This is a genomic window from Georgenia sunbinii, from assembly GCF_036421875.1.
Classification (GTDB): domain Bacteria; phylum Actinomycetota; class Actinomycetes; order Actinomycetales; family Actinomycetaceae; genus Georgenia_B; species Georgenia_B sunbinii.
In genome coordinates this window covers 245,747-272,504 of record NZ_JAZGOL010000001.1, presented here as the reverse complement: position 1 = coordinate 272,504, position 26,758 = coordinate 245,747, and the positions used below count along the sequence as shown (strand labels likewise).

The following is a 26,758-nucleotide window of genomic DNA, read 5'->3' as shown; positions in this document are numbered from 1 at the left end:
CCGGCCGCTACGGCGCGGCCGCCGACCCAGCCCTCTTCCCGGAGCCAACAGTGGCCCCGCGACACGACACAGGGGCCGACCACGAGGAGGCGATCCGCACGATCCCTCAAGCAGCGAAGCGTCGGCGCCAGTTGTCGACGTGAGCATGGAACTCGGCCTCGCGGGAGATGTCCCCCCAAGCGTCGGCGACCATGCTGGCGACAGTCGAGGCGTCGGTGAGGATCTCGACGAGATAGTCACTACCGAGCGCGACGGCGTCGCCGATCTTCGGGTCCGCGATCCCTTGGGCGAAGACTCCCGCCGCATCCTCGGGTGTGATGACGAGAAGAATTCGATATAGGTCGGCGAAGTCCTTCGGGCGCAACCGGTCCGCGTTACGGCGCAGCTCGGTGGGATCGAGCCGGTCGTGGATCTTGTACGCCTTCGCACACAGCAGCGCGGAGGGGCCCGCGACGTAGGCGTCGACGGTCGGCCCGCCGTCGAACGAGCGGAGCGTGCGCCACTGGCGGTCGAGGATGCTGAGCTCGGTGCCACCGGTCGCGGAGACGGCGTGCTTGCCGTGGGCGCCGATGCGGGCGGCGCGGATGCTGCGGTTCGTGGTGAGGTCGCCGCGGGCGAGCGACATCGGGGCGATGAGATCGACGCTATCGCGGTCGTGGATGTCGCGGTCACGCTGCGAGATCGGTGACCATACGCCGGGGCGCTCAGGACGCGCGGCTTCGTAGCCGAGCTCGGTCATCCGGGCGCTGAGGTTCGGGACGTCGCTGAGCAGCTGCGGGGTGACGCCGAGGTCGCCGTCGCGGGTTGTATCGTCCGGTGGGAGTTCCGCGATGCCGTGGGTGGCTTCGATGACCGCGTGGCCACCGAGCACGGTGAGTGCTTCACGCTGGTCGGCGAGACCGGTGATGACGTCGATGAGGGCTCGCCGTGAAGTGATGATCTCGATCTCGAGGTCGTCGAAGTCGCCGGTCATGCGGAGACCGCCAGCAGTGAGCGGAGCGTGTCTTCGGCCTTGTCGGGCTCCCGGCCGGAGCCTGCGAATGCGTCGAGCACGCCCTGCGCGCGTGAGACGAACCGGATGCCTCCATCGATTTCAACGCGCGTGAGCTCGTCAGCCCCGGGAGCGATCAGCAGGACACCACGCCCTGGCGCGGTCTCCTCCAGGCCGAGCCTAGAGACCGCCAGGAATGGGTCGTCGACGTAGATCACCGGGCTTACCGCTGTCGCGGTCGCCCGATCCGGGCGGGCGGCAATGAGTCCGGAGACGGCGTAGTCAATGCCCTCCTCCCCCAGCCGCTGTGCGAGGGCGCGCCATCCGTCGGGAGCGGCGACGTTACGGCGGGCGACGTTACGGCGGGCGATCTTGCCAGCGTTGCCCGCAGCAACCGCGACACTCACCGCGTCGTCGGCGTCCGTTCGATCCGATAGCCACCCTGCGCGAGCCCACCGGCCAAGCCACTGGTCGACGACCGAGCTGGCAGCCTGCTGGAACATCTCCATCGTGGGTGCGAGCGCGACCCTGGTGGCTGCTGCCATCTCGTCCGCAAGCGAGCGACTGATATCGCGTGCAGCCGCGTTCAAAATCGCTCTCGCGGGAGCAAGAGCGTCCGCCATCGCCGTAGTAGCAGGAGTGAGCAACGATTCCAGCACGGGGCGGGCGGCGGTGATCGCCGTCTGGTCACCGGCCGAGACCACGGTGTCTCCGTTGATCCGATATCCGGTCGACTCAAGGATGCGCGAGAGCGTCCCCCACGTCGGGTCCAGTGCGCCCTGTTCGATCCGACCAATCGTTGAAGGCGAAAGGCCAGCGAGCTGGGCGAGCTCCTTGCGGGTGACGCCGCTGAGCGCGCGCACACGCTTCACCATCGTTGCCGCGTCCACAGCCCCACCCCTTCTCGTTTGCGCATACGCAATCATACCCTGGACTGCGCCAGGCTATGCCAGTCGAACCCGAAGCCGCTCGCTCACTCGTCCGCCAGATCAGCGACGAGCCTGTCGAAGCTCTCCCGCACGACGGTGTTCCGCTCCCCCGAGACTGCAACGCTAAGGACCTCCTCGCGCACCTCCCTATTGGCGAGCGCGTTCCGAACCCGCTCGACTAGCGCATCCCAACCCGCTTCGACGTACACGTCAGGGGCGCGCAGAAGCTCAAGGAGGGCGATCTCCTTCGCGTTGAGCTTCGCCCGCTCCTTGTTCCGCCGCGCGTGCTGGGTCACCCCCGCGATCGGATCTGCTGGCCAGAGCGTCGCAACATGGAAGGACGAGGGCACTTGAGTCGTCACACCCCACTCGCGCGCAGCAGAATATCCGGCTGGGCCACTGCCTGTTTCCCCGAGCACTTCCCGGGCGATCTCTTCCACACGAGGACGCGTCATGCCGTACCGCGTCTTCGCACCCCGGTAGTACAGGCCCCGACGGACGGAAAGGAGCTCGCCGCTCCGCGCCGCCCGTGACGCGGCCTGCCGTGCAGCGGCAGCGGTCCCGGGCAGCCGGTTGACGTGAACGAAGGACCGCTCAGGCGCACTCCGAATCACTGCCGACGGGGACACCACGCTCATGTCACGAAAGCTTACCGGGAACGTGACATCAAGACAAGGCGTGTAACGCCCAGCTCTGCAGGAATTCAGGACCGCAACAGTCCAGAGAAGCGATCGCGCCGACTCCTAACTGGGCACACACGACGATGACCTGTAGACAGTTAGGAGGGTATTACTCCGGCGGGATCCGCCTGCGAGATTGAGCCCGACTGAACGCACCACTGCTTCGCACCTCTAGGACGAGGTTCTCAGCGCCCTGAGCTGTCGACGCATCATGCCTTCGCGGAGACGTGCACCTCGACCTTGGCGACGTCGTACTGGTTTACGCTGACCCCAGTCGCTTGATCCGGATGGAAGAGCGCCAGGTTGATACCGTCACTGACCGAGCTTCGATAGACCACGCCATCGAATCCGCAGCTCTTGATGAACTCGCACAGGTGTTGGCTCGGGACATACTCGAATGGCGCACCTTGGGGTAGTACTGGTCGTGTGAGCTCGTCCCCGAGGCGTTCAAGGAGCGGCAGATCCGCGTGCATCTGTCCGACTTCGTCGTCGTTGAGTTCGAATGGTGAGATGCGCGCGCGTGGAGCCCTGAGGTCGACCGCCTTCATGCTGGGGATCTCGAACTCGGCGACGCACGCGAGTTCACCCGTGTGTGGCCGCACTTCCGATACCGCTGTGGTCGGGGTCGACCCAAGGTACAGGTATGGGATGCCGGCGGGATTCGCTCGACCATGTCCCGCCTTCTTGGAGGGCGGAGCGCCCATCCTGTCGAGTGGAAACGGATCATCGCTGACGATACGAGCCCGATGCCAGCTGGAGCTCAGCGTTGTCGGGTCGACGATTAGGTAGTCGAGGAGCTCCTGAAGACGGTCATAGTCGATTTTCCGCTCCAGGAACCACCGATTTCCGTGCATCATCTCAATGCGCAGATCGTCCCAGTGAGCCAAGCTGGTCGCCCTGTACTTGTCCGATGCCGAGTAGAGCTTTCTCCCGATCTCGCCATCGTTGAAGATATCCGCGAGAAGCTCCTTGGCTGCTGGATCTTCCCGCATCACTGGACCGGCGAATAGTCCCCAGTCGCGCCGGAGCAGTGTGGGTAGCGGTAGTCCGTCCGAGTCTGGCCCGTAGATCGCGAGGAGATTCTCGAACGACTCACGGAGGAGAGATGGCTTCACCAGCGTGACGGTAGCGACGTGGCAGTAGCCGCACTGCCCCGCGCTCGGGCTGAGCTTGTCGGAGATGAAGTCTCGCAGGAAGTCGTCGCTGAAGCATTCTGCGCAGCATAAGCGTTCAGGCATCCGCGTTGCGGTGATAGTCCGCGAGCGTCTCGATGTGATGCCGGATCGAGAGCTTCTTTATGTAGCCGAGGCCCGGGAAGTGACCTGCGGCGTGAAGTCGGCGGAACTCTTCCACTGCCGATGTTTCTACGAGGTTGGAGTCCGGGCTATCGAGCTTCGCGATGAGTTTCGCGAGGGCCTCAGCGAACTTGTTCGCCGGGTCCGTGGGCGTATCGTTCGAATCGGACTTGAAGTGATACACGTACATCGCGTCGTCCTTCGTGGGGTCGATGTACGTGAGATGAATCGCAACGGCGTATGCCGGACCGCCACCTTCGGTGTATCGGTCCCCCACCGTGAGGAAGTCGCCGTACCCGTCCATGTTGAGTTCCTGGAATGTGACGTGAAGGTCGGAGAAAAACTCGAACGGGTCGTAGTCCGCGTTCTTCTTCTGCTCGAAGCCGTCCCGAACCAATACGCGGTTTCCGCTCGCGAAGTGTTTGCGATAGAGCATGCTCGCGTGATCTTCGCTGAAGACATTGGTCGCATCAATTCCACGGTCGCGGAGAAACTCTGCGATGTCGCGCGCCGCTGTGAAGCCTGAGTGGACGATGGCCGGGTTATGGTGAGCATGGTTCAAGATGAGTGCCTCGGCTTCTTCGACGCTCGTACTGCTAAGGAGTAGGACTCCAGCGGAGATGGCATCGTTGCCCCTGTAGTTCTCGCTCAGGAACGCACTGATGTTCGCTCCGTCAGCTTTGTGGTCGCCGTGTCGCGGGTTCACGATCACGATAGCCTGACCGCCCGCGTCGCTGATTGCTGCCAGAGCTCGCTCGAGGCCGTTGAGCGATTCCCGCACCGGTTCGATGATGGGAATGAAAGATGCTTCGGCTAGCACTTCTGCACTCTCACGGAGTGCGAGGAGTTCGAACTGCTTTCCTCGGAAGTACGGGTAGTACATGAGCTATCTCCAAGCGAGTGCGGCACCTATGGGCGAGCGTGTCGCGTCGCGGAGCCTCTGCTTGGACGCGTCATTCATCTTTAGCGTAAGCATGGCAGCACGCAGGGACATTGGTATGGATTTGATGTAGTTCTCGGCCGAGCTTCGGGAGCGGGACGACCTCAAAGTAGTCACCATGAGGTCGTGCACGCGTGTTGGGTCAAGGTCAGCGAACAGTTCATTCAGCGCGCCACGCATCTGTGTGTTGGGAACATTCGGAGGCTCGATGCCGATCTCTTGCAGAATGGCGAACGCTTCGTCGAGGCGGACGAAGTCGAGGATCGCGAGTGGTTCAGTGCGAGAGGAGTCACATGTTGCACGCCTCTCCACCCTCAGAGTGAATCGGTCGGTGAGGATGAGAACGCCGACTTCTTCGGGGACTTGTCGAAGCACGTGCTCTACATGCGATGGACTCGTGACCACGTTGACTGCGGCGAACACCTGAGAGTAGGCCAGTACCTGACTCCGCAAGCGGGCCAACGAATCGCGCTCAGACTTGATCTCGTAAGCAGTCGATGTGCCGTTGAAGACAACTACGTCTGCCTTCGATGTTCCGACTCGCGCTTCACCTAGCATCGACGCCGTGCGGAGGCTGTGCTGGCCAAGCAAGATCTTCTGGGTGATCGCGGAGCGGTACACATACTCGTCGCGGTTCCCGAGCGAGCGCAGAACGTGAAAAGCGTGGTCGAAGGCATCACCGACGGTCGCCTCAGGCCTCAGCGTTTGAGCCGAGCCAGACTGGTACAGCAGTCGGGCGAGGAGTCCCGACTTACCCTGCTTGCCGAGCTCACGCACGACCGCGGACGAAAACATGCGGGTGAACGCAGCGAGTTCGTCCTTGCTCGCGCTCATTGTCTCACCCCTTGCCGACCGTCGATCTCCGCGGTTGAGCCGCTTACCGAGTCTAGCCGAGCCGCTGCTCGGTGCCTCGGAGCCCGGAAGCGTCGCGAACCGAAGATGGGGGCTTGGGGGCTGCTGAGGGTTCGGTGTCATCTCGCTCTCACACGGAACGCCGGCGACGAATCATGCGGGAGAGAAGCACTCGCGGACACTTGCAAGGTACGTTGAGCCTACCTAGCCCAGACTCTCATCTGCGAGAACGAACGGGATCACCTTCCTGTTGAGGAGCACAGTGATCTTGGCAAGTTGCGGCCGGGTGATCTCGTCCTTCTTACGCTTGTTGAACATGTCGAGCATGAACGCATACCCTCCATCAGCGTCCCACCGGTCGGGGGCAAAGGCACCTTCGTCGTTGAGGTACTCGAGCATCGCCCGTGAGAAATAGTCGCTGGTGAGAGTGATCCGCGTGTTGTTGAGAATGGCGGCACGCAAGCGGAATAGATCGCTGTAGAGGGTTACCTGGCGGTTGAGGTCGGTGCGACCGAACTTCTGTACACAGGTGCTACCGATCGGGTACAGCTTGGCACCGTTGTGCTTGTTCGTGATCGTGAACAACAGCACCAGCTCCTGCTGACCGCAGACACATTCTCCGCGCCCGGTGGGGTCCTCTTCGAGTTCGGTGACGTCCCACTCCAAGACGGCGGCGGTCCACTCACTCGCGACGGACGCAGCGATCACGGCGCTTGTCAGCCGGCGGAAACTCTCGGTTGTCATAGGGTTCCTCCGTGTCAGCACGGTATCGGGCGGGAATCGGCAACGTCGATATGAGAGCGGGCGCTGGATGGCGTCCGCTCTCATATCGGCCGTCGTTCAAAGGCCGGAGAGGTCGTCCAGGTTGTTGCGGGTCGTGTTGTCGCGATCGGTGCGGAGGTACTTGCCGGTGGCGCCGTTGACGACACGGATCTCCGTGCGCTTCTCCGGCCACTGGACGTAGTACGTGTGGATGCGAAGCTCGATGTCGCTGATGGCGTCGGCCTTCGCACGCGGCGACCAGTACTGGCCGGGCGTGCCGATGGCGGTGATGTCACCGTCACGATTCTTGCGGGAATGGGTTACTCGTCGATCTGCCATGATTCCTTGCTCTCTTGGTGAGGGTGAGATGAAGCGGTGGTGACGAGCGGAGCCAGCGCCGGGCCGGCTCCGCGTCGGTCACTTCTCGTTGCGGACGCCCTTGTGCTGGTTGGGGCTGCCGTTCATGATGCGGCCCGTCGAGGTGTCGCGCTTGAACCAGGTTTTGCCGACCTGGAACTCGCTGCGCCCCTTGACCGCACCGACGCGGTGACTGCGTCCCGTGTTTTTCGCCATTTCTGGCTCCATCTCCGGGGCTGACCGTCAGCCCCTCACTAAGTAGTCGGAGCAGGACGTGATCGAGTTAACGGCAGTCTTCGCAGAGTCCGTCGACAAGCAGGTGTCGCTGGAAGATCATGAAGCAGCCCGTACAGGTCTCTTCGGTTTTGGCGGCGCGGTCGCACTGACAGTTCTTGCAGACGGGGCAGAAGCCTTTGCCGCAGGTGGGGCAGGGGTAGCCACGGAACGTGCGACTTTGCCCGCAGCAGTAAATGGTCAGGAGCGGGCGCGTATCGAACTCGCGCGGCTGGATCATGTAGCCGGGGTCGACCTTCCAAATGTCGTGCCCGGCCAGCACTGCGATGATTCGCCTGTCATCGGCAATGGCATCGGCATAGAAGTCGGCGGCTCTGCCCCACGAGTCATGCCAGATGATCCTTCGGGTGAACGCCGCTCCCGGAGTGATCTGTCGGAGGGCGTGGGCATCCGGAAGCACCTGGCCGCGCCAGGGGTAGACAACTGGCCACCCATCGTCGGGCTCAGGCTGGATGCTCGAGTGGGCGACTTGGCCGTCGAAGCGGTCGATGAGTACAACGGCGCCCAGTCCGCGAATGCGTCGTGAGATCGCGATTGCGCAGGCTTGATAGCTGGCCTGGCTGTTGTCGAAGAGGTCCTGGACATGGTGCGCACGCACGAGGTCATCGCCGACCACCTCGGCGATGAGGGCCTCGGGAAGCAGGAGCCGCTGCGCGATGTGGTCGCACACTGTCTCGAGCAGCGCGGGCGGATCCGACTGATCGGCGATCCAGTCGAACAGACCGTCATCTTGCTCCACGATCCAGTGGCCAAGTTCATGTGCGAGGGTGAAGTTCTCACGGCGGCTGTTCGGCGTCGGGGCGTACAGAATCACCCCGTCTTCGAGGAACGACATCCCATCACAGAAGCCGCCGTCCCCTCGACTACTCGACAAGGAATCCATCGTACGGACCGTCAGCTGCATACCTGTGGTGAGGGCGTCGAACGGGTCGAGGACAAACTGCTCCTGCAGCACGGGATCGAGGATTTTCACGGCACGCTCGATCCACGGCCCGAGCTTCATCGCCCCTCGACGCCTTCGACGGAGTCAACCAACGCCTCGAGCGAATCGAGCAAAACGTCGTTCTCGGGGGCGCCACCTCGGTGCACCGCCACCAACATCCGCGACTCAAGCGCAGAGGCCGCCAGCGCAACTGTTGTGCCCTGGATGCGTGCCCAGCGCTGGGCCAGCACTTTGAATGCCTCCGATCCAACAATGGCGGCAAGCTGAGAACGCTCGGGATCCGTCGCAGACTTATGGCGCAGCCGATCCGCGTCGACGCCGGTCTCCTCAGCGAGCGCGTTGATCAGTGCCGGGACATGAGTGAGGTTCTTGCCGCTCTCCCACGCGAAGACGTCCCTGTTCGCTACTTCCCAGCCACGCGCGGCGAGTCGTTGTACCAACGCGCTCACCGTCAGACTCGCACCCTTACGAGCGTTCGACAGCGCCCTCCCATCCAGTTCGAGCTCCGAGTCGGGCATGAGCCCAAGCATCGCCGCAACCGGGTCATCGGCAAGCGGTGGAGCGCTCTGCTGGCTAGCCCAGGCAAGATCAGCGGCGCTGAGCAGTTCCCGAACCTCGGGTCGATCAGAGGACTGATCCGCTGCCGCGGCAAGCGCCGACTGGCCGGCACGCGCATCGAGGATGGCTGTGATTTCTTCGTCGCGGTTGTCTGATTGCATGGTCATCCTCCTCCTTCCGCTTCGGCGTTGATCTTTGACAAGACTCTCGTATTGATCTGGCTGATTCGAGCCGGCGTAACGCCAAGCTCTGCTGCGACGTCACCGCGCGGGCGGTCCAGCACGATGTACTGCGCAAGGACGTAGTGCTCCTGAGCATCCAGGCGCGCGATTGCAGTCCGTGCCCGTGCCATCTTTTCGAGCCGCTCCATGGCGTCGTCTTCGTCTGGCGCCGCGGCTCCTGGCACGTACTCCTCCGAGTACTCCACACCCCGCACGACTGCAGCGGATCGAACGATGTCGAGCGCCCTCCGCTTCGACGTTGCCACCAGCAACGCCTCCCAGCTACGGGGTGGTTCCGCCGGAGGTGCCTTCATAAGCGAGACCATCGCCTCCTGGACTGCGTCGGCGGCTAGATTCCACCGCCCACTCCCGCGCAGCACTTCGTAGGCGACCCCGTACATCGCGTCGCGATGCTTCTGATACAGAGCCGCCCAGTCGTAGGAGGGATCAGCCATGCGCAGACTCCTCCCCATGTGCACTCATCTAGTCCCCCTCCATCAGCGCCGATGTCGTCGCTTCAAAGGGTAGTCGGGTCAGACGACTGGAGAGTTAACGACGCGTTGGGCAGTCGACGAGTTGGTGATGTCACCTGGCATGGCTCAGTGCTCGAGGTCGTGTCTGCGTCGTAGACATGGCAAGTTACCGCGTCCTCCGTTTGCGCAAACGCAATCAGAACCGGAGGTGCGGAGCTGGGCCAGATCCGTCGTCGTACTGCGTCTGAGTGGCGGTCACTGGTGACTGAGCGTGAGGCTCTCGACGCACACAGCAAAAGGAACGACGACACGGCGTCTCTCGCCCCGTGAACGCGGTGCGCAAGCGACCGCTCGATACCCTTGGGACATATGGCACATCGATCCGAGGCCGGAACCCTGTACTCCGGATACTCGATCGGGGCGATCTCCGAATCGGTGGCCCTTTGGCTCGACCGAGAATGGCCGGGCCAGCAGCGCTGGCGCGGAGATTGGTGAGTGAAATGAAGGAACTGGAGGTAGACCTCGAAGCGTTCGGGAACATCTTTTCCACGATTCAGAGCACGCCTTTCACGGTTGTTGAGATCGACGTGGCGTCGGCGTCGGCCATTGCGGAGCAGCTCGGCGTCCCGGTTCGTCGTTGCTACATCTCGGACGAGACGCTCCAGGATCGCATCGCGAAGACCTCGGTGTCGGCCCAGGAGATCATCGCCACGAAGCTCCCGGATCGGGGCTCGACGATGGCCGGCGACTTCGGGGAGATCCTGACGGCTCTGTTCCAGGCGGCCAGCGAGCATCCGGGCGAGGTCCTGGACCCGAAGAAGTGGCGGCTGAAGCACGATCGTACGAAGCCTGCTTCGGGGTCCGATGTCGTGCAGATGGTCCTCCCGCACTGGCCGGCGGCGTCGGATGAGGATCGCATCATTTGCTCGGAGGTGAAGACGAAGTCGACTCGCGGCAGATCGAAGCCAATCGAGGAGGCGATCACGGACTCGGAGAAGGACAGCTCCCGGCGGTTCGTGAAGACGCTGAACTGGCTCAAAGAGCGTGCCTTGGACACGGGGCTGTCGACGGTCACAGTGGCGCAGCTGGACCGCTTCATACACCCCGTTGACCATCCGACGGCGCGACGTGAGTTCCGCGCCGTGGCGGTCATCGCCGCCAGCCTGGTTGCGGCTGAGTTGGTGGGTGCGGTGGCTCCGCCAACGAGCGAGCGAGCTCTGATCGTGATCTCGGTGCCCGATCTCAAGGCGAACTACGAGTTGGTCTACGACGCGGCGCTGGTGAGTGCTGACGAGTCGGAGGCGGTCGCGTGAGAGACACGCTGGCGCGATGGATCGCGGACGCGGAGACCCACTACGCGATCGAGGACTTCCGGCTGGGAGCGCCGCTAAGCCAGCTCGACTATCTCGAGGACCGCACGACCGATCTGTACTTCTCCCTCGTCGGAGAGTTGTTCGACATGGTGCGGGCCGGGGCGGGTGATCCACTGGACTGGGCATCGCTAGGCCGCGCATTGGATTCGGTGAGCCGCGAGCTGGAGAACGGTGCGCGCGCAGATGCATTGTTCTTCGCTGCAGTTGCGTTCTACCTGGGTGGGTACCCGGCGTCGGCTGTAATGATCATGCGCCGCTCGGACCCGCGGTATTGGGAGACCGAGGTCCAGCGGGCGGCGCACGAGCTGCTGACGCGACCGGCGAACCCGGCCGCGGCATCCACGCGCGCGCTGGTGGACTCGGTGCGCAGCGGGGACATCATCGTCGTCGACGCGGCCGTCACTGCAGCGCAGACGGACGCAGCGCAAGCGCTTGAGGTCGGCCCAGAAGAGTGGGTCGCGAACCGCCTCTACCTTGCGCTGCTCCAGCGGTTCCAAGAGACGAACCTGCGCGCGGTGCTTCCGGATGGGACGGCGGGCAGGTGGGATCCGCTCGTCGGGTCGTTCCTCGATCGCCGGCAGCCGGTATGGGACTTCTTCCCGTCGCAGATCGAGGCGATCGATGCGGGACTGCTGACCAGCGGGCAGTCGTACTCACTGCAGATGCCGACGGGCGCGGGAAAGACCGCACTCACTGAAACGCTGATCTTCGACCATCTCACCCGTTCGCCGGAGAGCAAGGCTGTCCTACTCGTCCCGTACCGAGCGCTGGCCCGAGAGCTGCGCGGAAGCCTCGGCCTACATTTGAGCGCAATGGGCTTGCGCACCCGCACGGTGTACGGGGGGACGGTACCGGGCATCGAGGAGAGCGAGGACCTCGACGAGGTACGGGTCATCATCGCCACACCGGAAGCCCTCACCGGTCTGGTCGGTGCGCATCCTGAGCTGCAGACGACGATCTCGCTCGTCGTCTGCGACGAGGGGCACCTGCTCGACGGCGGTGCACGCGGGGTGGGTCTGGAGCTGCTGTTGGCGCGCCTGAAGGCACCTACTCCGAGCCCGCGGATCGTGTTCGTCTCGGCAATCGTGCCGAACGTGGAAGAGATCAACACCTGGCTAGGAGGGTCCGACGCGACGGTGGTCAGGAGCGATTACAGGCCCTCGACCGCCGAGTTCGCGGTGTTGCGCCCTATCGGCACAGGCGGGCAGACGAGGATCGGGTTGGAGCTTCACGAACCGTCGACTTCGGTGCCGTCGTACACGCTCCCAGACTTCCTACGCCCGCAGGACTTTCACTTCACGAACCCGTCCACGGGCCGCCGCAACACTTACTCGTACTCCTCAACGAAGACGCAGGCCGTGGCCGCCGCACGGAAGGGGCTGACGCTGGGATCTGTAGCGATCTTCGCTGCGGAGAAGGGCGGCAATCGTGGCGCCGTGGGGCTGGCAAACGAGCTCCTCAAGCAGCTCGAGGCGGGGCTGGACCTTCCCTCGCCACTGGACCACGTCGGCGATGACACAATGGTTGAGTCGGCGGTGGCGTACCTGAGCGCGGAGTTCGGGAACGACTGGGTGGGCACGAGATCGCTACGGGCAGGCGCGATCGTGCACCACGGGGACGTGCCGCAGGAGACCCGCGAGGTCCTCGAGGAACTTGTCGCCGACCGACACATCGGGATGGTGATGTGCACCAGCACCTTGGCGGAGGGTGTCAACCTCCCGTTGCGCACGATGGTGTTGTACTCGGTGAAGCGCAGCGCGGACAGGGCCGCCCCCGTGCCAATGCTGGCCCGTGACATCAAGAACTTGGTGGGGCGTGCTGGGCGAGCGGGCAGCTCCACCCGCGGACTAGGGCGTGTCTCCCAATAGGCGTTGCCAGGTGAGGATCGCGCAGAGGGTGACGCCGGCACGGTAGGTGATCGCGAGCTTGTCGTAGCGTGTCGCGATGCCGCGCCACTGCTTGGCGAGGGCGAAGAACCGCTCGACGACGTTGCGGCCCTTGTAGGCGGCGGCGTCGAGCCCGGGTGGCCTGCCACCCTTGCTGCCGCGCCGTTTCCGGGCGGCGGCCTGGTCGCGCTTGTCGGGGATGACGGCCTTGATCCCGCGGCGGCGCAGTTCGGTGCGGATCACGCCGGTCGCGTAGGCGCGGTCCGCGATCACCGCCTCGGGCCGGGTGCGCGGCCTGCCTCTCCCGTGCCGGGGGACGTGGATCTGAGCGAGCACCTCGGCGAGCATGGCGCCGTCGTTACGCTGCCCGCCGGTGACGATCATCGCCAACGGTCGGCCGTGCCCGTCGACGGCCTGATGGATCTTCGTCGTCAGCCCGCCGCGGGAGCGGCCGATGCCGTGACCGGGCGGCTCAATCTCGTGCCAGGGCAGATTCTTGTGATTCGATCCCGCCCCCTGTGTCCTGCTCCGGGCGGGTGGTGTCCGTCGCGTGCTGATGCGCACGCGCGATCGTCGCGTCCACCGACACCGCCCAGTCGATCTTCCCCGCCGCGTCCGCCTCCGCGAGAATCCGCGTCAGCACACGGTCCCAGGTGCCGTCCCCCGCATAACGGCGGTGCCGCTTCCACACCGTCTGCCACGGCCCGAACTCATCGCGAGGCAGATCACGCCACGGGATCCCCGTGCGAAACCGGTACGCGATGCCCTCCACGACCCGACGGTTGTCGCCGAACGGGTGACCGCGACGCCCCTCGTTCGACGGCAGCAACGGCTCGATCCGCTCCCACTGCTCATCCGTGAATACCCGATACCGCGAACCCGTCGACCTCACCCGACCAGACTGCCGCGAGCCTCACTCTCCATATGGGAGACACGCCCTAGTCAACCGGAGATTCGTCGCGGATGGGCCGCGCAAGCTCTGGGTGTGCGACGTGACCTACGTCGCTACCTGGTCTGGGTTCGCGTATGTCGCGTTCGTCACCGACGTGTACTCGCGCAGGATCGTGGGCTGGAACGTTGCTGCGACGCTGAAGTCTGAGGTCCTGCCGATGCAGGCGCTCGATATGGCGGCCTGGCAGTCAGGCGGCCGGCTCGATGGGCTCATCCATCACGCCGATCACGGGTCGAACTACACCGCCATGGTCTACACGGATCGCATCGCGGAACTCGGAGCGGTGCCCTCGACCGGAACTGTCGGCGACAGTTTCGATAACGCGATGGCTGAGGCGGTCAACAACCTCTACAAGACCGAGCTCATTCGTCAGCAGGGGCCGTGGCGGACGGTTGAGCAGGTCGAGCTCGCGACGCTCGAATATGTGTGGTGGTGGAACCACGAACGCCTCCACGGAGAACTCGACATGCGCACACCAACCGAGGTCGAGCAGGCGTACTACGCTGGAACCGAGACGCTTCTGTCACTGACCGGCTGACAGGAAAACCGGTCGGAACTGAAACCAGGCCAATTCAATCGCGTCGGCAGGGCTGATCCTCGCCAGCTCTGACCCGCGTTCGGTGCTCTCAGTGATCGAACTCTCACGTGCTGCCTACCGCAAGATGAAACAGAACCTGTGGTGGGCGGCGGGGTACAACCTGATTTCGGTGCCGCTTGCCGCCGGTGTGCTCGCCCGCGTCGGGTTCGGGCTGCCGATGTCGGTCGGAGCGATTCTGATGTCGCTGTCGACGATCGTCGTGTCGCTGAATGCCCAGCTCTTGCGCCGCATCGATCTCAGCTCAGAAGCCAGCACTCGCGCCGTGCTCGAACGCACGAACTGAACTCACGCAGCCCAGGATCAGCACATGTCATCAACCGCTGAATCGCATGCGTCGCACCACGGGTGTATCGGCGATATGAAGCGCTACCTGCAGCGCATGAAACGAATCGAAGGTTTGGCCCGGGGCATCGCGAACATGATCGACGAAGAGCAGTACTGTATCCACATTCTGACCCAGGTCAGTGCGCTCACCCGCTCGCTGCAGGGGGTGGCGACGGGGCTGCTCGATGACCACCTGAAGCACTGTGTGCTCGATGCCGCCAAGCTTAGCGACGAGGCCGCCCACGAGAAGATTCAGGAGTCCATTGCCGCGGTCAACCGGCTGATCCGATCGTGACTGTGTGAGTCGGTCTCGCGGGTTAGCCTACCGGCATTTCCCGCCGAGCAGGGCCCTCGCGCCGCGCACCCCGGTGCGCTCGGAGCGCGCGGAGCGCCGACAGAATGGCCACAAGGTCAACAATCTCTTGCAGCAGCGCTCCCACCACCGCCGGCAAATAGCCGAATGCGGCGACGAGCATCAAACCGACTGAGATGATGATGCCCATCCAGATCGACTGCAGGGCGATCTGCACCGTGCGCCGCGAGACATAGGCCACATCTGCCACTCGCGCGATGTCGTTCGAGGTGATCACCGCCGCTGCTGACTCGCTCGCGACCGTTGCACCCCTGCCCGCCATCGCAACACCGACGTCGGCGGCCGCCAGCACCGGGGCATCATTGATCCCATCGCCGACCATGAGTACGGGTCTCGGCCGCATCGCCTGCACAATCCGCACCTTGGTCTGGGGAGTGGTCTCAGCGTGCACCGTCTGAATGTCGACCGCGTGTGCGACAGACTCCGCGGTCGACGTGATATCACCGGTCACCATCGCGATCTCGGCTACGCCTGCTCGGCGAAGACGGGACACCGTGTCTGCAGACTGCTCACGAATCGGGTCGGACAAGATGATCACTCCGGCGAGCTCGTCACCGACCGATACGTAGACGGCCGTCTCCCCAGCTGAGAGTACGGGTCGATCGATCGGCCCGGTCACCTCTTCGATAAATGAGGGTTTGCCCACTCGCACCGAGGTGCCGTCTGCCAGGGAGGCGAGGACACCGTTTGTTGCCACCTCGTCGGCCGTCACCACTTCGGGAAGCTCAAGTTGCTGTGTGCGTGCCGATGCCACGATCGGATCGGCGAACACGTGCACGGAGTACTGCTCGGCGGCGGCCGCGAGCTGCAGCGTCTCGTCTACGGTGCGGGCAGCAGGGTGAATCTCGACGACGTCGGCTTTACCTTCGGTCAAGGTGCCGGTCTTGTCGAATGCGACTGCACGGACCCGGGCGAGCACCTCTAACACGCCACCGTCTTTGATGATGACGTTGAGCTTTGCCGCGGAACTCATCCCGCCCATGAACGCGACCGGGGTGGCGATGAGCAGCGGGCACGGCGTCGCCACGACGAGCACCTCGGCAAACCGCACCGGGTCCCCGCTGAGAAACCACGCGAAGCCCGCAATCAGCAATGACACAATGGTGAACGGCACCGCATAACGGTCGGCGAGTCGCACCATCGGTGCCCGGGAGTCCACGGCCTCCTCGACCAACCGTACGATCGAGGCGTAGTTCGAATCGGCTGCCACCTTCTGCGCGCGCATCGTGAAGCTCGTCGTGCTGTTGACCGTTCCAGAAAGCAGTGGGTCGCCCGCGCGGTAGTTCACCGGGATCGGTTCACCGGTCACGGATGATTCATCAATCGTCGCGTGATCCGATAGGAGCACCCCGTCGACGGGGAGGATCTCTGAGGAGCGCACCAGCAGTTCGTCGCCGACTTTCACCTCTTCGATCGCGATGCGTTCGACCTCACCTGTTACCGGGTGAATTCGACCCGCGAATGCTGGGGCTCGGTTCAACAGTTGGTCGAGTTCTCGGCTCGCGCGGCGAGCGGCGAGGTCTTCGAGCGCTTCCCCTCCGGTGAGCATCAACGCAATGATGAGCCCCGCGACATATTCCTGTACGGCGAGTGTCGCGATCATGGCGATGACCGCAAGAATGTCGAGCCCCCAATGCCCACGCATCAGATCTTTGAACATGTCGATCGCGGTGATCACGATCACGATACCGAGCACCAAGTATGCGGTGACCCCGAGAGCCATCTCTGCGCCGGTCAACCAGAGCATAACCCCGGTCGCCAAACCGACGAGCACGAACATCATGAGCTTGCGGTTGCGAAGAAATTCCACCGTCGATGACATTGCGTGTGACGCTTCCGAGGTACGTGGGGCGATGGTCTGGGCTGGCACGGTGCTGTTCTCAGTCTCTCTTCGTGAGGGTTGAGAGTGCGGTGAGCGCGGTCACATCAGTGATCGTGATCCGCCCCTGTTCCTGTTGTGAGATCACCCCGGTGTCGGTGAGTTTGCGAAGTTGCCGACTGAGGGACTCTGGTGTCGTGGACAGGAGCGAAGCGATGTCCTTCTTTGCGAGCGGCAGCGTCACGTAGATAGCTCCTCGCGGCCCTGGCGTCGCAGGGAGCGAGAGCAGGTAATCGGCGAGACGAGAGCTCACGTTTCCCGAGATGACAGAAGCCAGCCGCGCCTCAATATCATCCAAGCGCTGACTCACTCCTTGCAGCATGCGCAGCCCGATGCTCGGATGCTTCTCGACGAGACGCCCGAGATCGGCATGACGGAACACGCACAGTTCGGTATGCACGAGCGCTTCTGCCGCGTGATCAGGTCTGGCACCGGTGAGAAACGCGGACTCTCCGATGAAGTCACCCGGACCGAGGACCCGGATCACCTGCTCGTGCCCAGCCGCACTTGTGCGAGCGATCTTCACCTGACCGATGTGCACCACCATCAACTGGGACATATCCGAGCCTGCTGTATACGCCCGCTCGACAGCGTCTAATCGGACGGTACGTGCAAATCCCGCAACTTCCACTTGCTGCCCATGCGTGAGCCCTTGAAACAGTGGTACACGGGCCACGCAGAGATCATTTGCTGGATCAGCATCCACATCGGTCGAAACAGCCAACGGCATCCTTCCCTTCCCTTCTAGTATGGCGACTCGTGGCACAACACACGCGCTTCAGCTGAAGCCAGGGGTGGCGCGTGCAGTGATGTACGCGTGTGGCGTCCGCGGGTTCGAGCGCTGCCCGATCACCTCGAACCCGGCGTGGGTGAGGGCTTCGACCATTTTGTTCATCGGCCACCGGTATGCGGCGGCGATCGGATGGTCGAATGCCTCCAGCCGCGGCCCCACGAAAAAGGACATCAGCAGCGATCCGCCATCGAGAATGGGGCCATCGACTGCCGCGGCCCACGGCTCGATGACCGCACGGTCAGGGTCATCCGGTGAGATCTCGGCGCCGAGAATGCCCTCGATATCAACCTCAGGCGACCCGTATGCATCGGCCACCCGGTTTATTGAGGCCACAGGATCAGACGTCCGTACTGCTGTGAATACGGCGTCCGTCGGTGCCTCAGGCCGCTGGGTCATGGTTCGATGATCACTTTGCCGGCAGTGTGCCCGGCCTCCACCATGGCGACGGCTTCCGCAGCCCGATCGAGACTGTACCGGTCCGTCACCTGCGGGTCGACGAGACCGTACTGGGCGACGCCGGTGACCTTCTCGAGCCCTTCACGCGTGCGCACCACCGCTACGCCACCGAGTTGCTGCACGGTGGTCGGGTCTGCGGTACTGATGATGACGCTCGGGTCTTTGGCGACGACCGCGAGATCACGAAGCGCCTGCCCACCGACCAGGTCGATGAGCACATCAACACCCTCCGGCGCGATGGCACGCACCCGGCCAGCCGCACCCTCCCCGGAGGCAACGAACGTCGCGCCGGTCGACTCCACCAGTTCCTGCTTCGCTGCACTGGCCACACCGATGACCGTGAACTTGTGCACATTGCCGATCTGCGCCGCCATCAGCCCGACCCCACCTCCGGCGCCAAGAATCAGCATCGTCTGACCAGGTTCCAGCTCGATCTGATGCGTCACGTCATACGCAGTCGCCCCTGCGACAGGCAGTGCTGCAGCGTCAGCAAAGGAAAGCTCTTCGGGCTTCTGGACGGTTTGTGCCGCATCGAACACCGTGTGCTTCGCGAACGTTCCCTGTCCTTTGGCCGCGAGGCCGAGCACCATGTCACCGACAGCGAAGTTCTCGACCTCTGCGCCTACGGCGGTGACGACACCGGAGGCCTCTCGGCCCATCGGTGCGGGAAGCGGCCAGTGGGAGCCCATCTGCCCCGCACGGATCTTCCAGTCAGCAGGGTTCACCCCGGCCGCTTTCACTTCGATCGCGAGCTCTCCAGGCCCAGGCGCCGGAGCGGGGCGTTCAACGAGTTCCTGCGTCTCGGGGCCGCCATAGGCGGCGAAGACCAGCGCTTTCGACATTATTGACTTCTCCTCATTCTCCAGGTGAGTGACACTTACGTGGTTGCCTGTGGCGGAGCGTCTTCATCCGAAGCCTCTGCCGCATCAGCGAGTTCCTTCGTGGCATACTCCGCGTCAATTGCGTGCTCCGGAGGTGAATAGACGGTGTAGAGCACCAAAGGCTCATCGCCAGTGTTGCGGAAGTTGTGGCGAGCACCGGCCGGGACAGCGCACAGGTCGCCAGCATCAACGGTGTGCGTCTCGCCGTCAAGGTCGGCCTCTCCGCTGCCCGACACAAAACTCAGCAACTGGTCGGTGGTGTCATGCACCTCGTCGCCGATCTCCCCGCCCACCGGAATCGTCATCGCAACGAGTTGGGAATGCTTTCCCGTCCAGAGCACCTGACGAAAATTCGTGTTTGCTTTCGCGACCTCGTCGATGATGAAGTGCGTCGCCTTCTCGCGGACGCTGAACTGGTTCTCACTCATGTGTGTGGTCCTTTCTTAAGATGGAAGTTCGGATGAACTCTGGGCCGTGGCTGGTTCGACCGGGCGGCCTGTTTTATGTGCGGCTCGGGCGCGTTCACTCCTCGACAACGCAGTGGCTCCTTGGGTGTTGCGCAGCAGGCGCATCGCGTTGAGGATTACGATGAGCACCGATCCCTCGTGCACGAGCATGCCGATAGCCATCGTGACACCCCCTGCGAAGACCCCGACGAGCAGCACGACAACGGTGATGAGCGCGATCCAGATGTTCTGGCGCATGACGTTCACGGTGCGTTTGGCGAGGCTGATTGCTTCGGGCAGTTTCAAGAGGTTGTCGCCCATCAGGGCAATGTCTGCCGTCTCCACGGCCACCGCTGAGCCCGCTGCACCCATGGCAACACCAATGTCGGCGGTCGCGAGGGCCGGGGCGTCGTTCACGCCGTCGCCCACCATCGCGACCGTGTGCCCCTCGCGCTGCAACCGCGCGACAGCGTCGAGCTTGTCCTCGGGTAGCAACGAAGCATGGATCTCATCGATACCGACCGCCTCACCGATGGCTTCGGCGACAAGGCGCGTATCTCCGGTGAGCATCACCACCTTCTGCGCCCCGCTAGCGTGCAAGCGCCTGATCATCTCGGGGGCATCTTCGCGGATCGTATCTGCGACACCGATTACGCCAAGCACGCTCTCATCGACCGCGACAATCATGGGGGTCTTGCCTGCCGCTGCCAGTTTGTTCGCAGCCACAGCCGCCCCCGCGTCGTTCACGATCTCGTACTGTTCGAGCAGCGGCACGTTACCGATGAGTACCCGCTTGCCGTGAGCGTCGGCCACGATCCCCTTGCCCACGACCGGTGTGACCGATCCCGGAAGGCCCTCGGGGGCCACTCCTTCTTCTCGTGCGGTGTCGAGGATCGGGCGGGCAAGTGGGTGCTCGGACCCTGCTTCTGCTGCGGCGGCCCAGCGAAGCACCTCGCGCCGATCCGCTTCAGGATTGAGCACAACGATGTCGGTGAGTACCGGGCGGCCCTCGGTGAGAGTCCCCGTCTTATCGACTGCGACGGCCGAGATCTTGGCCGAGGTTTCGAGGTACTCGCCGCCCTTGATGAGAATCCCGTTGCGGGCCGAGCGGCCGATTCCCGCTACGATCGCCACGGGAATCGAGATGACGAGCGCGCCCGGGCAACCGATCACGAGCAACGTGAGGCCGAGCACTACGTCACCAGAGATGAGGCCCGCCGCAAGCGCGAGTACCATCACCGCGGGCGTGTACCACTTCGAGAATCGGTCGATGAATGCCTGCGTTTTCGCTTTCGCATCCTGCGCTTCTTCGACACGGTGAATGATGCGCGCGAGCGTCGTGTCGGCTCCGATGCCGGTCGCCATGACCTGTAGGAATCCGCCCCGCGAGATCGTGCCCGCAAACACGTGATCTGACTTCGTCTTTTCGACAGGGATCGACTCACCCGTGATCGATGCCTCGTCGATCGCTCCGGTGCCTGACACGACCTGCCCGTCGACGGGAACTTTCGCTCCGTTCTTTACGAGCACGATCTCGCCCATGCGCACCTGATGTGCGGCGATCTCGACCTGCTCACCGTCGCGCATCACGACTGCAACGTCGGGGGCCACCGCGACCAACTCAGCGAGCGCTGCACGGGTCTTGTTCATCGTGCCGGCTTCGAGTGCGTGACCGATCGCGAAGAGGAACGTCACGGCGGCAGCTTCCCAGAAGTTGCCGATAAGTGTCGCGCCGATCGCTGCAATCGATACGAGCAGGTCGATACTGATGAACTTTACGAGCAGTGCCCGGACGGCCTTCACGACGATTCCGTACCCCGCGACAATTGCTGCGGCGAGCATGAACGCGTTCGCAAGGGTAAACACATGACCAGAACCGTGGGCGTGTTCGCCAGCGTCGATCCACCATTGCGGACCGACCGTGACGTTCCAGCTGCCGCCGAAGAGCTTTTCGACGCCGAACGACACGAGAATGAGGAGGCCCGAGACAACGGGAATGAACCAGTTGCCATACCGCCACTTACGGAACGCGTTCACGAATGTGCCGCCTTTCGAATTGGAGAACTCAGTGCGTGAGGAGCCGTTGGGCTAGAACGCGGAGGCCTTCGACTTATAGCCGGCCTTATCGACAGCAGCAATGAGATCGTCGACGGAACTTCTTGTCTCATCGTGGTCGATCTCAACGCGACCCGAGGCGAAGTGCACCGTCACGTTCTCGACGCCATCGAGCTTGCCGACCTGCTTCTCGATCTTGGTCACGCACGACGGGCACGAGAAACCCTCGGCGCGCAGCAGAGTGTGGGTGGTGTCAGTAGCGTTCGCCATGATGAGTCCTTTCGCTTCACCCCGAAACGGGGATCGACCAGGAGGTTCCTGGCCTTTACGACCCAGACTATTGTGTTGACAGAGCCTCAGCCTTGACCTAGATCAAGTCGTGCTAGGAGCTCCTCTCTGTGGCTCACCAGCTACTTGGGTGCCGTGAGTCGCTTCTTGGTTGATCTGCTGGGCGCCATGAAGGTCTACAAGACCGAACTGATCCGTCAGCAAGGCCCTGGCGGACGGTCGAGCAGGTCGAGCTTGCGACCCTCGAATACGTGTGGTGGTGGAACCATGAGCGTCTCCACGGGGAACTCGATATGCGTACTCCGATCGAGGTCGAACAGGCGTACTACGCTGAAACCGAGACGCTTCTGTCACCGACCGGCTGACAGACAAACCGGTCGGAACAAGAACCAGGCCAATTCAGTTTGCCTCCGGCGACACCCATGCCTAACCAGCACGCGATTACTGGCTGAAGGTAGGGGCAGACGCCCCTGAGTCCTGCGCGCCGTAAGCGATCGTTTTCGGCGGGCGTCCTCTTAGCTCGGTGAAATTTTTGCCAGCGGCTTCTGGGCACCCGCTTTCTCCGCCGCCAGATGCATCGTTCCCATGCGTGTGGAGTTTGACGCTTTGTGGCGGCGTTCTGTGATCGCACGGTGTCGCAGACAGGGCACAGTGTTGGCCTGCCCGAGGAACCATGCGGCCTTGCCGACACTCTGACACGAGGCCCAGTCGAGGTCCTCGACATCCGTGATCGTCAGACCTACCAGCGTGAGGGGCGGGAGCGTGAAGACATCGGCCGGTCGAGACCGGCCGATGTCTTCACGCGGCGGCGGGGCGCGCTGCCCGGGGTGGACCAAGACGATCCTCGTCCGCAACATCCTTACGGAGCGGTGACACAAGTAGACGTCAGTTGGCGTGCTCGTCCGGCGCGCTGTCCTCGGGCTGGACGGTCCATGCGGGAGGCTCGTCCTTACCGGTCGCTTCGTCTTGTTCTGCCTTGTCGCTGGTTCCCTGGGTGATGCCAGGTGCGTGGTGCACCGGGGCATAAATCGCGTAGAGGCGCAGCGGTTCGTCGCCAGTGTTGATCACGTCATGCCAGGTGCCGGCGGGGACCTGGACAGACCACCCATCCGAGACGTTTTGCTCGAAGTCGAGCCGGTCCTTGGCCGGGCCCATGACGGCCCTGCCCTGTCCGGCATCGAGGCGCAGGAACTGATCGGTGTTCTGGTGGACCTCCAGGCCGATGGACTCCCCGACCGGGATAGACATCAGCGTGACCTGCAAATACTTCCCGGTCCACGCCACGCTGCGGTAGTTCTCGTTCCGCCGGGTGGCCTCTTCGATGTCGAACGCGTTCGGGCGGGGCCCGATGTCGTTGATGGTCATTGTGTTCTCCTTTTGTGCTCGGACTTCGAGTCCAAGTCAGCATCATCTTTCGGGGGGAGTCAAGGGTGGGTGGGTTTCGGCGAACCTCGTGGAGGCGAGGAGAGCGAGTACGACGCCGGCCCCAGCGACGACGAGGACGCCGCTTAGTCCGGCTGCAGTGGCGCCCATGGTGGCGACCAGGGCACCGGCGAGCCCGGTGCCGATGGCGATGCCGGCCTGGTTGCCGAGCTCCATCTGCGATGAGGCGCGCCCGACCGTGCCAGCGGCATCATCGAGGACGGCGATGGAGTTGATCGTGAAACCGAGACCGGCGCCGAGCCCGGCGATGATCCAGCCCACGGCGGCGACGGGGACGGGGACGGTGGTGAGGATCACGGCACCGATCACCGTCAAACCCGCGATGACGAGAATCGCTCCGAGGCGCGCGATGCCCCCCTTGGTCATGCCCCACTTCAGGAGCCGGGCGGGGGCATAGGCGCCGGCGGTCCACCCGATGATGCCTGCGGTCAGGACGATCCCGGCGAGTGTAGCGCTGATCCCTCGCACGCTGGTAAGGGCGAGCGGAATGAACAGGTCTGCGGTGAAGAACGCCATGGACAAGGCGGCTGCGAACACCACATTCGCCGGGAGCCCTCGACGCGCGGTGAGCGTCCCGGCAGGCAGAACCCGCCGGACGTGCGTGCGCGCCCTGACCTCGAGCTCGCGGAGGTTGCGGCTGACGCGTTCGATACGTAATTCAGTACAGGCGTATCGAGGTGGCTGCACCACTGGGCGCCGATTTGTGGGCGCGAAAAAGCCCCCCGACGCAGGTCGCGTCGAGGGGCAGGTGAGTACGATCCGGTCGTGACTTCGTCTGATCTTCACGAGGCCTTTCCGACTGCTCGGTCTGCGGGCTGAGCTGCCGATACCGGAGGGCGCCCGGGAGGGTCACACGCCGACGCGCGGCGGGTGGTGAGACGGTCAGTGATGACTCAGTTGTAAAGCATGCCGCCGTCGACGAGAAGCACCTGGCCGGTGACGTAGTCCGAGTCGGGGCCGGCGAAGAACGACACGACCTTCGCGACGTCCTCGGGGGTCTCGATGCGGCCGAGCGCGATGCCCTCCACGTTTTCCTTGAGGTTCTGGCCGAGTGGCTTGCCGTTGATCTTGCTGAGCTCGGCGTCGATGAGTTCCCACATGCCGGTGCCGACGATGCCGGGCGCGTAAGCGTTCACCGTGATGCCCTTCGGAGCGAGCTCCTGCGCGGCCGCCTGGGTGAAGCCGCGAACGGCGAACTTCGAGGCCGAATACGCGCTGAGGATGGGGAACCCCTGGATCGACGCGATGGATGCCGCGGAGATGATCTTTCCACCGTGACCGAGCTGTTCGAACTTCGCTGCGGCCGCCTGGATGCCCCAGACCACGCTGTCGACGTTGATCCGGAAGATCTGATCGAGCTCTTCGGCGGTGATCTCGAGTACGGGCTTGATCTGGGCGATGCCGGCGTTGTTGACGATCACATCGAACCCGCCGAGCTGTTCGGCGGCTGCGTCGACAGCGGCAACGACCTGGTCGCGCTTCGACACGTCCGCAGCGACGAAGACCGCTTTTCGGCCCAGCTGCTCGATCTCGGCGACGACCGAATCACCCTTCTCGCGCTGCGGCTCGATGTCCGCGACGGCGATGTCAAAACCGTCGGCGGCGAGACGAAGCGCGATGCCGCGCCCGATCCCCTGCCCGGCTCCGGTGACCAATGCGACCTTATCCTGAATAGCCATTCTCGTACTCCTTCTCAAACGCGAACGGGCGCCCAGCAGATTCGATGTTCGCGGGCCTGGCGCGTCGTACAGTGCAGGGCCAGCAGAAGTGGCTGCCCGTCTCCCACTTCAACATGGCGAATCGATTTGTATTCCCTGGCGCTCCTGACGTGCCAGGGTCACGCCATGAACGGCATGAGTTCGGGAGGCATGGTCACAAAGGGCCGCATCATATCGCGATCCTCGTGCTCGAGGATGTGGCAGTGGTACATGTAGCGGCCGCTGTAGGCGTGGAACCGGACGGCGATCTCGACGATTTCGTGGGGGTTGACGCGGACTGTGTCTTTGAGCCCGCGCTCGTTGGCGTCGATGACGTGGTCGAGCTCGTCGTCGGGGTCGCGACCGAGAGTGATCCGCGCGCTGAGGTCGAGATCGCCGATGCCGTCGTCGGGGATCTCCCAGCCGATGGGCCGGCGCGCGAGGACCTGGAAGGGATCGAGGTGGATGTGGATGGGGTGCGTGTCATCGGTGAGGTTGATGAGCTGCCAGATCTCGTACTGGCCGAGCATCGGGAAGAACGTGGCGGTGTCCTCGAAGTGGGCGGCAACCGCGCGGTAGCGCGTCGTGTGGTCGCCGTCGGTGAGGGTGATCAGCGGACCGGTCGTCTCGTCCTCGTCGTCGACAACGGCGAGCTCACGCATGGTCAGCATGTTGGGTACGTCCTCGAACTCGCGCTCGACAAGCGCGATGGCACGCCGCGGCGCCGCGTCCAGCTCCTCGGGTTTTGGCAGGGCGAAGTCGGTCGCCAGTTCGCGGGGCACCGGACGGTGCGCGACCGGGCCCGGGACGACACGGAAACGCATGACCTGGGGGTACGGCAGCAGCGCGTCGAGATCCGCGGCATCGGCGGCATCAGCGGCGGGAAAGGGCGCGCCATCGAACGGAGCGCCGGCGGTGTTGTAGAGCGTGAGCTCGGTGCCCGGTTGAAGGTCCGAGAAGTCGACGAGCAGGTCGGCGCGCTCGGCTGAGGCGAGGACCAGCCCGTCGGGTGGCAGCGCGACGGGCTCGCGGAGTAGGCCCGAGTCGGTGCCGATCTGAGTGATGCGATCGAATTCGGGCACGCCGTCTCGCAGCAGCACGAGCCGGAAGGTGCGGGCGTTGGAGCCGTTGAGCACGCGGAAGCGGTACGTGGCGGGCTGGACGTCGAGGATAGGCCAGACTTTGCCGTTGACGACCGTGAACGGCGCGAAGGCCTCCATCACCCCAGGGTCGGTCTTGTGCACCAGCTGGCCGGTCAGCCGACCGCCCTCGTCGAGTCCGAAGTTACGGTCCTGCAGCAGCAGCGGCACCTCGTACGGTGGTCCCTCGGGCAGCCCGAGGTCACGTTCGCGCTGGTCGCGGATGATCCACAGTCCCGCCAGCCCGGCGTATACGTCGAACCGAGTGACGCCCATCACGTGGTCGTGGTACCAGAGCAGCGTCGCGCGTTGGTCCATCGGGTAGTCAAATACGGCGAGCTGGCCGGGTGCGAAGAGGTTCTCGGTCCAGCCGTCGTACACGGCCGGTGTCAGGCCACCGTGCAGGTGCACGACCGAGTGTCCCGTCAGCGCCGCGGCGTGCGGGTCCGGCGTGCCGCCGCTCAGACCGGGACTGCACTGCACAGGCACACCGTCGGCGTCGACCTCGTCGCCGGCCATCGTTACGATGACGGGCAGCCCGCCGTCAAGCTCGTTGCGCCACTCGACGCGGACCGGGTGGCCGCGCTCAGCCTCGATCGTCGGGCCTGGGAGCGTGCCGTCGTAGCCCCACACACGCGACCGGGGCAGATCGCGATGGAAGCTGTGCGAGCCGGTACGGATCCGCACCGTCAGACGGCCGTTGTGATCGCGCGCGAGCAGGCGCTCGGGCAACGGCAGAACGTCGACGAACGGCGTCAGAGGCATGCGGTGCGCGGCGGCCATGCGCTACACGCTACCAGCCCGCCCGACGTGTCGTGGGACTATGCACACACGGGTATAACGGATGGAGTTCCGCGCGCAGACGCGAGCGTCGAACAGA

28 protein-coding genes and 2 pseudogenes are annotated in these 26,758 nt (G+C 63.9%); 6 read left to right on the top strand and 24 right to left on the bottom strand.

The window, feature by feature from the left end; all coding sequences use genetic code 11:
- Positions 1-106: 106 nt before the first annotated feature.
- From V2J52_RS01320 to V2J52_RS01265, 12 genes are all read right to left on the bottom strand, one after another.
- Positions 107-973: a hypothetical protein gene (locus V2J52_RS01320; RefSeq protein WP_331225851.1), complete on the bottom strand. Its 867-nt coding sequence runs from the start codon at positions 971-973 to the stop codon at positions 107-109.
- Positions 970-1,881: a helix-turn-helix domain-containing protein gene (locus tag V2J52_RS01315; protein ID WP_331225850.1), complete on the bottom strand. Its 912-nt coding sequence runs from the start codon at positions 1,879-1,881 to the stop codon at positions 970-972. Before V2J52_RS01315 ends, V2J52_RS01320 begins: the two co-directional genes overlap by 4 nt.
- An 83-nt stretch (positions 1,882-1,964) precedes the next feature.
- The gene (locus tag V2J52_RS01310; RefSeq protein ID WP_331225849.1) at positions 1,965-2,216 is read right to left on the bottom strand and encodes a hypothetical protein; all 252 of its coding nucleotides are present in this window, start codon (positions 2,214-2,216) and stop codon (positions 1,965-1,967) included.
- Positions 2,217-2,809: 593 nt separating this feature from the next.
- Entirely contained in the window at positions 2,810-3,715 is a 906-nt protein-coding gene (locus V2J52_RS01305) for an RES family NAD+ phosphorylase (protein WP_331225848.1), read from the bottom strand.
- Positions 3,716-3,830: 115 nt separating this feature from the next.
- Entirely contained in the window at positions 3,831-4,778 is a 948-nt protein-coding gene (locus V2J52_RS01300; protein ID WP_331225847.1) for a sce7725 family protein, read from the bottom strand.
- A 3-nt stretch (positions 4,779-4,781) separates the two neighbouring features.
- Entirely contained in the window at positions 4,782-5,669 is an 888-nt protein-coding gene (locus tag V2J52_RS01295) for a sce7726 family protein (protein ID WP_331225846.1), read from the bottom strand.
- A 222-nt stretch (positions 5,670-5,891) separates the two neighbouring features.
- On the bottom strand, positions 5,892-6,431 hold the full coding sequence (locus tag V2J52_RS01290; RefSeq protein WP_331225845.1) for a hypothetical protein: 540 nt from the start codon (positions 6,429-6,431) through the stop codon (positions 5,892-5,894).
- A gap of 96 nt (positions 6,432-6,527) precedes the next feature.
- Positions 6,528-6,788, bottom strand: a complete 261-nt coding sequence (locus tag V2J52_RS01285; RefSeq protein WP_331225844.1) for a DUF3892 domain-containing protein — start codon at positions 6,786-6,788, stop codon at positions 6,528-6,530.
- Positions 6,789-6,866: 78 nt separating this feature from the next.
- Entirely contained in the window at positions 6,867-7,022 is a 156-nt protein-coding gene (locus V2J52_RS01280) for a hypothetical protein (RefSeq protein ID WP_331225843.1), read from the bottom strand.
- A 67-nt stretch (positions 7,023-7,089) separates the two neighbouring features.
- Positions 7,090-8,103, bottom strand: a complete 1,014-nt coding sequence (locus tag V2J52_RS01275) for an ImmA/IrrE family metallo-endopeptidase (protein WP_331225842.1) — start codon at positions 8,101-8,103, stop codon at positions 7,090-7,092.
- A complete protein-coding gene (locus V2J52_RS01270) occupies positions 8,100-8,768 on the bottom strand; it encodes a hypothetical protein (protein ID WP_331225841.1) in 669 nt (222 codons plus the stop codon). The genes V2J52_RS01275 and V2J52_RS01270 overlap by 4 nt, the downstream gene beginning before the upstream one ends.
- Positions 8,765-9,277, bottom strand: a complete 513-nt coding sequence (locus tag V2J52_RS01265; protein ID WP_331225840.1) for a sigma-70 family RNA polymerase sigma factor — start codon at positions 9,275-9,277, stop codon at positions 8,765-8,767. Before V2J52_RS01265 ends, V2J52_RS01270 begins: the two co-directional genes overlap by 4 nt.
- Positions 9,278-9,795: 518 nt before the next feature.
- Here V2J52_RS01265 and V2J52_RS01260 point away from each other — a divergent pair.
- Together V2J52_RS01260 and V2J52_RS01255 are read left to right on the top strand one after the other, a co-directional pair.
- Entirely contained in the window at positions 9,796-10,608 is an 813-nt protein-coding gene (locus V2J52_RS01260; RefSeq protein WP_331225839.1) for a Hachiman antiphage defense system protein HamA, read from the top strand.
- A complete protein-coding gene (locus V2J52_RS01255; RefSeq protein WP_331225838.1) occupies positions 10,605-12,536 on the top strand; it encodes a DEAD/DEAH box helicase in 1,932 nt (643 codons plus the stop codon). Before V2J52_RS01260 ends, V2J52_RS01255 begins: the two co-directional genes overlap by 4 nt.
- Here V2J52_RS01255 and V2J52_RS01250 read toward each other — a convergent pair.
- Positions 12,516-13,446, bottom strand: a protein-coding gene (locus tag V2J52_RS01250) for an IS5 family transposase (protein ID WP_434056362.1) whose coding sequence is annotated in 2 segments (ribosomal slippage) — positions 12,516-13,070 and positions 13,072-13,446 — 930 coding nt in all. Because the reading frame shifts where the segments join, the coding sequence is not laid out codon by codon here. The genes V2J52_RS01255 and V2J52_RS01250 overlap by 21 nt on opposite strands.
- Here V2J52_RS01250 and V2J52_RS01245 point away from each other — a divergent pair.
- The 3 genes and pseudogenes from V2J52_RS01245 (at position 13,412) to V2J52_RS01235 (ending at position 14,723) form a co-directional block, all read left to right on the top strand.
- Positions 13,412-14,044 (top strand): IS3 family transposase, encoded by a 633-nt coding sequence (locus V2J52_RS01245; protein ID WP_271986256.1) that lies wholly within the window; start codon positions 13,412-13,414, stop codon positions 14,042-14,044. The two genes, V2J52_RS01250 and V2J52_RS01245, sit on opposite strands and share 35 nt — an antisense overlap.
- Before the next feature lie 34 nt (positions 14,045-14,078).
- A pseudogene (locus V2J52_RS01240) lies at positions 14,079-14,387 on the top strand (hypothetical protein); the annotation flags it as partial.
- Between the two features lie 24 nt (positions 14,388-14,411).
- A complete protein-coding gene (locus V2J52_RS01235) occupies positions 14,412-14,723 on the top strand; it encodes a metal-sensitive transcriptional regulator (protein ID WP_101624672.1) in 312 nt (103 codons plus the stop codon).
- A gap of 22 nt (positions 14,724-14,745) precedes the next feature.
- Here V2J52_RS01235 and V2J52_RS01230 read toward each other — a convergent pair whose 3' ends face one another.
- The 7 genes from V2J52_RS01230 to V2J52_RS01200 form a co-directional block, all read right to left on the bottom strand.
- Complete coding sequence (locus V2J52_RS01230) at positions 14,746-16,623, bottom strand: heavy metal translocating P-type ATPase (RefSeq protein ID WP_101624671.1); 1,878 nt, start codon at positions 16,621-16,623, stop codon at positions 14,746-14,748.
- Between the two features lie 58 nt (positions 16,624-16,681).
- Positions 16,682-17,410, bottom strand: a complete 729-nt coding sequence (locus tag V2J52_RS01225; protein ID WP_331225835.1) for a Crp/Fnr family transcriptional regulator — start codon at positions 17,408-17,410, stop codon at positions 16,682-16,684.
- Positions 17,411-17,458: 48 nt separating this feature from the next.
- Complete coding sequence (locus tag V2J52_RS01220) at positions 17,459-17,788, bottom strand: hypothetical protein (RefSeq protein ID WP_331225834.1); 330 nt, start codon at positions 17,786-17,788, stop codon at positions 17,459-17,461.
- Positions 17,789-17,865: 77 nt separating this feature from the next.
- A complete protein-coding gene (locus V2J52_RS01215) occupies positions 17,866-18,771 on the bottom strand; it encodes an NADP-dependent oxidoreductase (RefSeq protein ID WP_331225833.1) in 906 nt (301 codons plus the stop codon).
- Positions 18,772-18,806: 35 nt separating this feature from the next.
- Positions 18,807-19,238, bottom strand: coding sequence for a cupin domain-containing protein (locus V2J52_RS01210; RefSeq protein ID WP_271986251.1), 432 nt, complete (start codon positions 19,236-19,238; stop codon positions 18,807-18,809).
- 15 nt (positions 19,239-19,253) lie between these two features.
- A complete protein-coding gene (locus tag V2J52_RS01205) occupies positions 19,254-21,293 on the bottom strand; it encodes a heavy metal translocating P-type ATPase (RefSeq protein ID WP_331225832.1) in 2,040 nt (679 codons plus the stop codon).
- Between the two features lie 51 nt (positions 21,294-21,344).
- On the bottom strand, positions 21,345-21,581 hold the full coding sequence (locus V2J52_RS01200) for a heavy-metal-associated domain-containing protein (protein WP_017791819.1): 237 nt from the start codon (positions 21,579-21,581) through the stop codon (positions 21,345-21,347).
- Between the two features lie 239 nt (positions 21,582-21,820).
- Between V2J52_RS01200 and V2J52_RS01195 the strand changes: the two are divergent.
- A pseudogene (locus tag V2J52_RS01195) lies at positions 21,821-21,964 on the top strand (IS3 family transposase); the annotation flags it as partial.
- A 520-nt stretch (positions 21,965-22,484) separates the two neighbouring features.
- On the opposite strand, the gene V2J52_RS01190 reads toward V2J52_RS01195, so the two are convergent.
- The 4 genes from V2J52_RS01190 to V2J52_RS01175 all read right to left on the bottom strand — a co-directional run bounded on the left by V2J52_RS01190 (position 22,485) and on the right by V2J52_RS01175 (position 26,661).
- On the bottom strand, positions 22,485-22,964 hold the full coding sequence (locus V2J52_RS01190; RefSeq protein ID WP_079113303.1) for a cupin domain-containing protein: 480 nt from the start codon (positions 22,962-22,964) through the stop codon (positions 22,485-22,487).
- A 42-nt stretch (positions 22,965-23,006) separates the two neighbouring features.
- On the bottom strand, positions 23,007-23,558 hold the full coding sequence (locus V2J52_RS01185; RefSeq protein WP_156366483.1) for an MFS transporter: 552 nt from the start codon (positions 23,556-23,558) through the stop codon (positions 23,007-23,009).
- Positions 23,559-23,935: 377 nt separating this feature from the next.
- Positions 23,936-24,721, bottom strand: a complete 786-nt coding sequence (locus tag V2J52_RS01180) for an acetoin reductase (RefSeq protein WP_025104939.1) — start codon at positions 24,719-24,721, stop codon at positions 23,936-23,938.
- A gap of 158 nt (positions 24,722-24,879) precedes the next feature.
- On the bottom strand, positions 24,880-26,661 hold the full coding sequence (locus V2J52_RS01175) for a multicopper oxidase family protein (RefSeq protein ID WP_025104940.1): 1,782 nt from the start codon (positions 26,659-26,661) through the stop codon (positions 24,880-24,882).
- Positions 26,662-26,758 lie beyond the last annotated feature (97 nt).